We start from the raw sequence: 10,476 nt of genomic DNA, 5'->3' as shown, positions 1-10,476 counted from the left end.
AGAGCGTTTCGGGTTTTACCTGAATCACTCTGTGACACGAATGTCCCGAGAACGCCGCAGGCGTGGCAGGGTATTCGTGTCTCAAGTTAAATCCGAAACGCTTTAGCAGATCATCCAAACACTTAAATCCAAGCCGGGGTGCGATGCGCTCCGGCTTTTTTTGTTGCCTGCAAAGGTTATCAATTGGTGTGCGTGGGGTTCGTTTCGGTCAGAGGGTGTAAACACACGGCACCGCACTGTGGCGCGCAATCAAATTGCCGACTCGACAGCCTTAGGAGGACGCCCGTGTCACAGACTTCACCCCGATTGAACCTTCCGTTCCTGCAGCCCTCGCAAGCCCAGAAACACGTCACACACAACGAAGCCTTGCGGCAGCTGGACCTGATCACGCAATTGACGGTGGCCTCAACAGACGCCTCCACGCCCCCTGCGGTCCCGGATCAGGGTGAGGTGCACGCGCTGGGTGCCGCCGCCACAGGCGATTGGAGCGGACAGGCCGGAATGCTGGCGGCCTGGCTCGACAATGCCTGGCACTTTGTCTCACCCGGCATTGGCTGGCGCGCCTGGGATGAAAGCGCGGGACAGATCAAAATCTGGGATGGCAGCGCCTGGGTCGACGCGCCGGTTCCGATGCAAAACCTCGACGGTTTGGGGATTGAGACCAGCTATGACAGTACCAACCGTTTGTCGGTGCGGTCCCCTGCAACATTGCTCAGCCATGAGGGCGCGGGCCATCAGCTCAAGATCAACAAGGCTGATGCGGGCGACACCGCCTCCCTTTTGTTCCAGTCCAACTGGACAGGCCACGCCGAGATGGGGTTGGCAGGCAGTACCGGGTTTTCGATCAAGGTCTCACCCGACGGCGCCACATGGACGGACGCGCTCAGCTTTGATCCTGCGTCCGGGATCGCCAGCGGCGCCGCCATTCAGACCAGCGCAGACGACACGACAGCCGGCCGCCTGATGCGCGCGGATTACGGCTATGGCCCGGGCAATCTGCTGGGCGCAGTGGCTGAAACCAGTGGTGTACCGACCGGGGCAGTTATTGAACGCGGGTCAAACGCAAACGGCGATTATGTGCGCTTTGCGGACGGCACCCAGATCTGCACTATCGCCCTTCCCGCCACGGCCTGCACGAATGCCCAAGGCGCTCTGTTCGCCAGCGACGCGGCAGTTTGGGATTTTCCAATGGCCTTCGCCCCCGGAACAACCGTTGCGCTCGGCGGAAGTGGCGGTGCAAGCACCCGGTTCATGGGGTTTGATGCGCCGACCGGCACTCAGGTCGGCTACACGGTCCTGTCCACTGCAAATGATGCAACTGAATTGGCAGCGACGGCCACGGCCATCGGGCGCTGGTACTAAACGGCCAAAGTGCCCGGGTCACAGCCCGGGCTTTCCCAAACGCGAACACAAGCGCAACTTGCCCATGGGCATGCAGGGCACGCGGTTGGATCAGGGTTTCAGTTCGTTGATCGACGTCACCCCGATCTGGGCCATTGTGATGCTGAGCTCTTGGCTGAACACATCCCAAAGCTGCTGCAGACCCGCCTCGCCCGCTGCGGCCATGGCAAACTGCAGAACCCGGCCAAAGAACACAAAGTCTGCACCCGCAGTCAGGGCCTTGGCGACATCTTCTCCGCTTAGCAATCCGCTATCGTAAAACAATGGATACGCATGGCCCACGGCAGAGCGGATCTGGCGCAAGGCATCAAACGCCGCCGGGGCGCTGTCCAATTGCCGCGCGCCGTGGCTTGAGACCTGAACGGCATCCGCCCCAGCCTCTTTGGCGGCCAGTGCATCCTCAGAGTTCAGAATCCCCTTCACAACCAGCGTCCCATCCCAACGATCGCGAAGCTGCGCCAGCGTATCCCATGTTGCCTTTGCCCGGCTTTCCGTGCGGTCAAAGTCGTAGCCATCCATCAGAAAATTGCCCATCTGCGGCTTTCCGGCCTTCAAGGTCGCCAGAGACCATCTGGGATGCAGCGCGAAATCCACGAACTGACGCGGCCCGATACGGAAGGGCATCTTGAACCCGTGGCGCAGCTCTCGCGGGCGGCGGCCGACCTCGGGGACATCGACGGTCAGAACCAAGGTCTCGTACCCCGCCGCGCGCGCCCGGTCGACCAGCTTGAGCGTCCCCGCACCGTCCCCGCTGAAGTATAGCTGGAACCAGGCGTTGCCCTCGGCCTGCTCGATGATCTGCTCCATGGGGGTCGAGGCTACGGTCGACACCCCCAGCGGCACCCCATGGCGCGCGGCCAGACGCGCCAGCATCAGATCGGCGCCTGGCGCGGACAGGTTGCACATGCCCATCGGCGCGATGCCAAAGGGGCGCTGAGCGGGTTTGCCAAAAACCTGGGTTGCCAGTGAGCGGGTGCTTACATCCCGCAACACACGCGTCTGCAACGTCATCGCATCCAGCGCGGCGCGATTGCGGGCCGCCCCGACCTCGCGCCCGGCGGCCCCGTCAATATAGTCGAACACCATCCAAGGAAGACGCCGCCGCGCCAGACGGCGGGCATCTTCGGCGCTGTGGATGGTGTAGGCCGGCATCAGCCCTCGACGGCTTTCATGAACCGGTCGCGGATCGCCACAGGGTCCATCGTGATCGGCGGCATCTTGGCATTGCCGCTTTCGCATTTGCTGACGATGATGGTCATCTGCTTGGCGTCCAGCGCCTCTTGCAGCACGCGGCCGGTGTCTTCGGCCTGGCATTCGATCACCCGCTCGCACCCTGCTGCCTCAGCCATTTTCGCAAGCGAGGTCTTTTGTCCGGCATAGGTCGGCTGATCCCCGGTTGAGCCATAAGAGCCATTATCCACGATCAGCAGGATGTAATTGTCCGCCACGTTGTTGGCGATGGTCGGCAGCGTGCCCAGATTGGTCAGGATCGAACCATCCCCGTCGATCACGATCACCGGTTTGGGTTGCGACAATGCCAGCCCGAGGCCGATGCTTGAGGCCAACCCCATGGTACCCAGCATGTAGAAGTTGGTCGGCTGGTCATCGATTGCGTGCAATTCCTGGCTGGGGATGCCGATATTGCAGACCACCAGTTGGTCCCGCAGGATCGGGGCGATTTCTTTCAGAATCTCAGAACGGATCATTGGTCGCCATAGCCTCCCCAGAAATTGGCGTCGGTCAGGATGGCGACCGGCTTGTTGCACATGAAGGTGTATTTCAGGATCGCGTCCAGTTCCTCGACATCCTGCTGGTGGTGGAAATGGTAGGTCGGGATGTTCAGCTGCGCCAGCAGCGCCTTGGTATGCACCGCCATTTCCACCTGACAGGCGATGGGTTCGCGCAGCTCTCCGCGATAGGAAATAAGCATCGGCAGCGGCATGCGGTAATACTGGATCAACGTGGCCAGCGTGTTGATCGTCACCCCGATGGCGGTATTTTGCATGATGATGGCGGGGCGCTTGCCGCCCATCCAGGCACCTGCGCATAGGCCCATCCCTTCGTCTTCCTTGTTCGAGGGGATGTGGTAGATGCCCTCGCGCCGGTCAATCTCATCAATGACCCCGGCCAGTTGCTTGCACGGGACGGTGGTGACAAACGAAATACCGTTTGCCACCAGATCGTCGGTGATCCTTGTGTCTATATTCATCTGCGGTCTGTCAGTCCTGTTTGGGGCGCAAAGCGCGCGATTGACGGTTAGATTTGGCGATGGACATGCACGGCACATTTGGCGTGGCGAACCACGCGCGATGCGGTCGAGCCCAGGAAATAATCGCTCAGTCCCGGTTTGTGCGAGCCGATGACGATACAGTCGAACCCATTGTCATTGGCATAGTCGATGATGGTACGGGCGGTGTGCCCCTTGACGATTTCGGGCGAGACGCCCTCAAGCCCTTCGGTCTTTTCGCGCAGCAGCATCGAAGCCGCGCGGAACCCATCGGCGACCATGTCCTTGTCGAGATAGGCACTGACCGAGCCCTGAGGCATCTCATAGACATGCAGTGCCACAATTTCGGCCCCTGCGGCGGACACAGCGCGGGCCACCTCAAGCGTATGCCCTGAAATGCCGTGATCCAGTGCCATGGGAACGAGAATTTTCTTATACATACATGCCTCCGTTTCTGCCGGGTCTAGCCCCAGGGGGCGAGGATGATCTTCGGGGCCGCCACATCCCCCTTGCGCAGGTCACGAAATGCCTGCGACCCCGCCGAGAGGGGGCGTTCCTCAATCCAGTCGAGCGCACCCAGACGGCCGTCAAATATCGCCTCGGCGGTTTGGCGGAAATCCTCGGCCGTATAAGTATAGGTGCCGATAAACGTGATCTCCTGCAAGGTCATACGGCGAATATCCAGCCCTCCGCTATCTTCGCCCAGCCCGACATGTACGATCACGCCCCCCGGCTGCACCTGTCCCGAGGCGGTGGCGCGCGTTGCTGAATACCCCACCGCGTCGATCACCAGGGGAAAGTGATCCTGCGCCGCATTGACCACGTGGAACGCGCCTGCGTCGTGCAGAAATGCCCGCCGCAGATCGCTGGGCTCGGTGATCACGACCTCCGTGACCCCCATCGCGGACAGGGCCAGCGCTGCGGCAACCCCGATTGCCCCGCCGCCGATCACCAGCGCCCGGCGCTCCATTGACGGGTGCAAAGCCTCAAGGCCCAATCGCACCGCATGCCAGCCCACCGCCAGCGGTTCGGCCAATGCGGCTTTGGCGAAACTCACGTGGTTCGGCACTTCAACCAGATTTGTTTCAGGCATGGCGACATATTGGGCAAAGGCCCCTTCGCGCGGCGGCATCGAGATGATCTGGCGCGTCGGGCACAGGTTCTCGCGCCCTGCCAGACAGGCCGCACATGTGCCACAGGTGACCAGTGGATTGATCGTCACCCTTGCCCCATCGCGAGGGCCTCCGACGATAGTCCCGGCGGCCTCATGCCCCAGGATCAGCGGGGCGGGGCGTCGCGCGTCGTGGCCCAAAAACGCGTGCATGTCCGAGCCGCAAATACCAACGGCTTCGACCCGGATCAGACGTTCGCCATCGCGCGGGTGGGTGTCGGGCACATCCCGAAACGCCACTTGTTCCACAGCTTCATAGACCAGCGCCTTCATTTCGCAGTGAACCCCCCGTCAACCATCAGCACCTGCCCGGTGACATAATCCGAGGCGCTTGAGCACAAGAACAGGATTGGCCCGTCGATGTCTTCCAGCCGCCCGTTTCGCTGAATGCAGGTCTGGGCCGCATTGCGGGCCGCGCGTTCCGGGTCATCGAACACGGCTTGCGTCAGCTCGGTCGGAAAGAACCCCGGCCCGATGGCGTTGGCGGTGATGCCGTGAGGGGACCATGCCTCGGCCATGGCACGGGTCAATTGCCCCACCCCTGCCTTTGTCGCGCCATAGGCGATGCCACCGGGAAAGGCGCGCGTTGTTTGCAGGGATGCGAAATTCACGATCCTCCCCCAGCCGCGCTGCTTCATCGCGGGAACCATCGCCTGGCTCAGGAAGAACGGCGCGCTGAGATTCAGCGCCACGGTCGCATCCCACCCATCGGCCGAGACATCATCCGCCGCCTCGCGGGTGTTTATCCCCGCCGCGTGAACAAGGATGTCCGGCGGACCGAATTTGGCCCCAACCTGCGCGACAAGCGCATCGATGCCGGACCGATCCCCAACATCGGCGGTGACGGTATCTGCAGCCTCTCCCAGTTCCTCCTGCAGGTCGGCCAAAGCCGCAGCGCGGCGGGCCACACCGATCACGCGCGCACCAGCAGCGGTCAGCGTCACAGCCACCCGACGACCCAGACCGGAACTGGCCCCGGTGATACAGGCCACCCGCCCCGTCAGGTCAAAAAGCTGTCTTGGGTCATCCATCTGCGGTCAGGTCGAACTGTTCGTCGGGGAAATACTTGGCCAGACGCACATCAGCGGCGCGGGCATGCCCCTCCATCCCTTCCAGCCGTGAAATCCGCGCTGTCGCCACGGCGATGGATTTCGAGCCTTCCCGCGTGGCGCGCTGCCAGGTGACGATCTTCATGTATTTATGCACGCTCAGCCCGCCCGTATAGCTCGCCGCGCCCGAGGTCGGCAGCACGTGGTTGGTGCCGGTGGCCTTGTCGCCATAGGATACGGTCGTCTCTTCGCCCAGAAACAACGAACCATAGCAGGTCAGCCGACCCAGCCACCAATCTAGATCATCGGCCTGAACCGTCAAATGTTCCGGTGCATATTCGTCGGAACAGGCGGCCATTTCTTCGCGGTCGGAACACACGATAATCTCGGCATAGTCCCGCCACGCGGCGGCGGCGTTTTCGCGGTTCAGCTCGGGCAGATCGTCGATCAGCGAGGGCACCAACTCCATGACCTTTTGCGCCAGCACCCGATCATCCGTCACCAGCCAGACGGGCGAGTTGTAGCCATGCTCGGCCTGGCTGACCAGATCGGTGGCCACCACATGCGCGTCGGCGCTGCTGTCGGCCAGGATCAAACTGTCGGTCGGGCCTGCGATCATGTCGATGCCGACCTTGCCGTAGAGAATGCGCTTGGCCTCGGCCACGAACTGATTGCCGGGGCCGACAAGGATGTTTGCACGCGGCAGGCCGAACAGGCCATAGGTCATCGCCGCCACGCCCTGAACACCACCCATGGCCAGAATGCTGTCAGCGCCGCAGATATGCGCGGCATAAACAATTGCAGGCGCGACCCCCTCGCCCGGACGGGGCGGAGAACAGGCGGTGATGTGGCGGCACCCGGCCACCTTGGCCGTCGTCACCGTCATGATCGCACTGGCGATGTGGCTGTACCGGCCACCGGGCACGTAGCATCCCGCCGCATCCACCGGGATCGCCTTTTGACCGGCGACAAAGCCCGGCACGATCTCCATCTGCACATCCGACACGGTGGCCTTTTGCGTTTCGGCAAAGCGGCGCACGTTGTCATGGGCAAAGCGGATGTCTTCCTTCAGCTTCTCGGGCACCAGCGCGATAGCGGCGTCGATCTCGTCCTGGGTCATCAGGACGTTGCCCTCGAACTTGTCGAACTTGGCGGCATATTCCAGCGCCTTGGCATCGCCGCCTGCCTCAATATCGGCCAGGATGGTCTTGACCGTATCATGCACCTCAGTGGCATGAGATTGCGCCGTCAAAGTCGCCTTTTTGAGATAGTCACGGGGCATAGTCAGCAGGTCCTATTGGTAGATTTCAGGAAGCAAGGTGGTCGAAACCGCCGGTACATAGGCGATCAGGATTACCACGATCAGCATGGTCAGAACAAAGGGCACGGCGCGGGCCGCGATCTTGAGGATGGACTCGCCCGTGATGCCCGAGACGACGAACAGGTTCAGCCCCAGCGGCGGGGTGATAAAGCCCACACCCAACGCGGTGATCATCATGATGCAGAACTGGATCTCATTCATGCCGATGTTGTCCGCCAGCGGTTTCAGGATCGGAGCAAGGATCACGATATTCGGTGTCGTCTCCATGACACAACCCGCGGCGATCAGGATGCCGATCATCAGCAGGATCAGCAGATACGGATCATCGGTCATCGAAGTCACGGCAGTCACAAAACCCTGCGGCACGCCCATGATCGCCAGCGCCTCGGCCAGCGGGGCCGAAAAGGCGATGATCGGCAGGATCACCCCGTTCACCTTGGCCGAACTCACCAGCATCGACGGGAAATCAGCCAGTGTCAGCGTGCGCAGGATGAAGCCCATGATGATGGTGACGACCACGGCGGTCGCGCCCGCCTCGGTCGGCGTCAGGCGGCCCGAGAAGATGCCGTAGAAGATGATCCCCGGCACGATGAACGCATACCAGCCGGATTTCAGCGCTTTGCCCAGATTGGCCAGCCATTCGCCCATCGTCATCATGCCACCGCCCTCATAGGCGTAGATGCGGTTCATGATAATGTTGGTCACAAGGATCGAGATCAGAATGGCCAGACCGGGGATCAGCGCGGCCAGAAACAGCGTGGATGCCGAAATCCCCAGCACAAGACCGATGATGATATAGGCGATCGAGGGCGGGATCAGGATGCCGGTACAGGCCCCGGCGGCCACCAGCGCACAGGCATAGGGGCGGGGATAGCCGCTTTCGACCAGTCGGTTGATGGTCATCCGACCCACAGCAGCCGCGCCCGCGGCGTCCGAACCCGAGATCGCGGCGAACATGCCACAGACCAGAACCGTAGCCGATCCGAAACCGCCCTTGGCAAAACAGGTCAGCGCCTCGGCCACGTCCAGAAACTTGCGCGACAGGCCAGTGCGGACCAGAACGTCGCCCGTCAGGATGAACAGCGGCACGGCGGTCAGGGCAAAGGCGTCGATACCAGTGAACAGGCTTTCGCCCACAAGGCTCAGCGGCAGGTCGCCGGACATGACCAGCATGACGATGGCCGCTGTGCCGATGGCGGCCCAGACGGGCACGGCCAGCGCAATCAGGCCAACGAACAGGATGACAGGCAGGTAGAAATCCCAACCCAGTTCAACAGTTTGATTGAGGGAACCCCAAAGCATCGTGATCTCCCTCAGTCAAACAGCTTGTCGCCTTCGAAGACGGGCTTGCCCTCCCTCAGGCATTTCAGATCGCGCATCAGGGACTGGATCAGCCGCCAGATCATCAACGCAAAACCGGTGGGCACGGCCATCAGGAACCAGACCTTTGACACCCGCAACCCATCCGTGACCGATCCGAACTTGGCCGAGACATGCACCGCCTCATAGGACCAGTAGAGCGCAATGACCGCCACACCGAACATCACCAGATCGCCAAAGATATACAGCAGCGCCTTGGGGCGCGGCCCGAGGTAGTGCATGATCACGTCGATGCGAATATGGGCGCGTTCCTTGACCGCCGCCGCAGCGCCGATCCACGCAAGGTAGATAAAGGAATAGCGGACGATCTCTTCGCCCCAGATCGACGAGAATGCAAAAATCTCGCGCCGAAGGACCTCGATGGCCATGGTGATGACCAGCATCACGTAGAACACCAGCAGCAGCCAGCGCTCGGCATTGCGGTCTATGTTTTGAAGTAGGGTCATCTGTTCCCTCGGCGTGCGGGCAGTCAGGCGCGCCTTCTGGTCCGGGCGTTTACCGGCCTGACTGCATGAGGTTGTGGCGGGCGATCAGGCGTCGTGGACGTAGTATTTGCCCTGCGTACCTGCGGCCTCGACCAGTTTTTCGAACGCATCCATCGATCCGGCGAGTTCGGTCTTGAACGGATCCCATTCGGCGTTCTGATAGCCACCGACGCTTTCCCATTCGGCCAGTTGATCGGAACTGAGCGAATGGAACTCGACCCCTGCCTTGTTCAGCTCAGCCATCGCATAGGCGCGGGCCGACGGCACTTTGGCCAGGTTCTGATGGCTGGTCATTTCCGCACCCCACATGATGCCTTCCTGCACATCGGCGGGCATCGAGTTGAACCACTCCAGGTTACAGGAATAGACCTGACTGTCCGGCACCGCCTGCGTGAAGGTCACGTGGCTGAGGATGTCCTTGAAGCCGAACACAAACAGCGCGCCCACCGAGGGATCGAGCGCATCCGCCACACCCTGCTTGATGGCCGAGGGCGTCTCACCCCAGGCAACCGGCGTCGGGTTCGCGCCCGCCATACGGTAATATTGCTGCAACATCTTGGAACCCGGAACGCGGAATTTCACACCGCTCATGTCGGCTGGCGTAATAATGGCGTTGCCGCCCTGACGCACCGCAACCACGCGCGGGTCGATCACCACATAGAACAGCGCCTTGAACCCGGCGGCCTCGACCTTGGGGTGCACTTCGTTCTTCCATGTGTCGGAGGTCACAAGATTAGTGAATTTCTGGTTCGAGCCGCACAGATACGGCATGTTGATCAGGTCAACGGTCGACGCAAAGGGCGCGAAATTCGACAGCGAATGCTGAGCCGCCTGAATGGTGCCGCCCTGAACCTTTTGCACCAGCGATCCGCCCGCACCCAGCTGACCACCCGGCGCCAGTTTCACATAGACTTTGCCGTTCGTGGCGTTCTGGATGTTTTCCTTCAGGTCCAGCTGCATGATCGGATAGCTGCGCGACGCGCCCAGCACATAGGCCGTGGCGATGGTCATCACGTGGTCGGCGGCCTTTTCACGCTCGCTTTCTTCCTTGGCGGTCTGCGCTGCGGCCTCGGACGACCACAACACGCCCCCCGCCCCGGCAACCAACGCCGCCGTAAATGCACCCGTAGCGCTGAGTTTCAGAAAGTTGCGGCGCTCTGCCGAGGCCAGTTCAGTTCTGTCGTCATTCATTGATTGCCCTCCCAAGCAAAAAAGTCAGCTGTCGCTTTCTGCGTCGCGGTCAGCCTCCTTTTTCAGAATTGCGACAACGAACAGGATCGACGCCGCGAACAGGACCAACATTTCTCCGACATCGCCAAGAAACGCGCCGCCCGCAAAAGCCCCCATTGCAACATTCGCAAAGTAGATCACGAAGACGATGATGGATGCGGTCAGAAACATTTTCCCGGACTCTCCCAAGATTCGGTCCAAGGTCATTTGTA

12 protein-coding genes are annotated in these 10,476 nt (G+C 61.4%); 1 reads left to right on the top strand and 11 read right to left on the bottom strand.

What is annotated here, in order from left to right; genetic code table 11:
* The first annotated feature begins 285 nt into the window (after positions 1-285).
* Entirely contained in the window at positions 286-1,362 is a 1,077-nt protein-coding gene (locus ACR0J5_RS14985; RefSeq protein WP_480654699.1) for a DUF2793 domain-containing protein, read from the top strand.
* Between the two features lie 90 nt (positions 1,363-1,452).
* Here the strand turns inward: ACR0J5_RS14985 and ACR0J5_RS14980 are convergent, their stop codons facing one another.
* The 11 genes from ACR0J5_RS14980 to ACR0J5_RS14930 form a co-directional block, all read right to left on the bottom strand.
* Positions 1,453-2,553 (bottom strand): alpha-hydroxy acid oxidase, encoded by a 1,101-nt coding sequence (locus ACR0J5_RS14980; protein WP_480654697.1) that lies wholly within the window; start codon positions 2,551-2,553, stop codon positions 1,453-1,455.
* Positions 2,553-3,107 carry a sulfopyruvate decarboxylase subunit beta gene (comE, locus tag ACR0J5_RS14975; protein WP_480654695.1) on the bottom strand — a complete coding sequence of 185 codons (555 nt, stop codon included), beginning with the start codon at positions 3,105-3,107 and terminating at the stop codon, positions 2,553-2,555. Before comE ends, ACR0J5_RS14980 begins: the two co-directional genes overlap by 1 nt.
* Positions 3,104-3,610 carry a sulfopyruvate decarboxylase subunit alpha gene (gene comD / locus ACR0J5_RS14970; RefSeq protein ID WP_480654693.1) on the bottom strand — a complete coding sequence of 169 codons (507 nt, stop codon included), beginning with the start codon at positions 3,608-3,610 and terminating at the stop codon, positions 3,104-3,106. Before comD ends, comE begins: the two co-directional genes overlap by 4 nt.
* 47 nt (positions 3,611-3,657) lie before the next feature.
* Positions 3,658-4,068: a universal stress protein gene (locus ACR0J5_RS14965; RefSeq protein WP_480654691.1), complete on the bottom strand. Its 411-nt coding sequence runs from the start codon at positions 4,066-4,068 to the stop codon at positions 3,658-3,660.
* 23 nt (positions 4,069-4,091) lie between these two features.
* Complete coding sequence (locus tag ACR0J5_RS14960; RefSeq protein WP_480654689.1) at positions 4,092-5,072, bottom strand: zinc-dependent alcohol dehydrogenase; 981 nt, start codon at positions 5,070-5,072, stop codon at positions 4,092-4,094.
* A complete protein-coding gene (locus ACR0J5_RS14955) occupies positions 5,069-5,830 on the bottom strand; it encodes an SDR family NAD(P)-dependent oxidoreductase (protein WP_480654687.1) in 762 nt (253 codons plus the stop codon). The genes ACR0J5_RS14960 and ACR0J5_RS14955 overlap by 4 nt, the downstream gene beginning before the upstream one ends.
* Positions 5,823-7,130, bottom strand: a complete 1,308-nt coding sequence (gene hisD / locus ACR0J5_RS14950) for a histidinol dehydrogenase (protein ID WP_480654685.1) — start codon at positions 7,128-7,130, stop codon at positions 5,823-5,825. Before hisD ends, ACR0J5_RS14955 begins: the two co-directional genes overlap by 8 nt.
* 12 nt (positions 7,131-7,142) lie before the next feature.
* Entirely contained in the window at positions 7,143-8,471 is a 1,329-nt protein-coding gene (locus ACR0J5_RS14945; protein ID WP_480654683.1) for a TRAP transporter large permease, read from the bottom strand.
* A gap of 11 nt (positions 8,472-8,482) precedes the next feature.
* Positions 8,483-8,995: a TRAP transporter small permease gene (locus ACR0J5_RS14940; protein ID WP_480654681.1), complete on the bottom strand. Its 513-nt coding sequence runs from the start codon at positions 8,993-8,995 to the stop codon at positions 8,483-8,485.
* An 84-nt stretch (positions 8,996-9,079) separates the two neighbouring features.
* Complete coding sequence (locus tag ACR0J5_RS14935; RefSeq protein ID WP_480654679.1) at positions 9,080-10,225, bottom strand: TRAP transporter substrate-binding protein; 1,146 nt, start codon at positions 10,223-10,225, stop codon at positions 9,080-9,082.
* A 24-nt stretch (positions 10,226-10,249) separates the two neighbouring features.
* Entirely contained in the window at positions 10,250-10,435 is a 186-nt protein-coding gene (locus tag ACR0J5_RS14930; RefSeq protein WP_480654677.1) for a hypothetical protein, read from the bottom strand.
* Positions 10,436-10,476: the final 41 nt, after the last annotated feature.

It is taken from the genome of Ruegeria sp. BE1 (genome assembly GCF_056538885.1).
The sequence above is the reverse complement of the archived record's forward strand: the minus strand, read 5'-3'. Positions and strand labels throughout refer to the sequence as shown.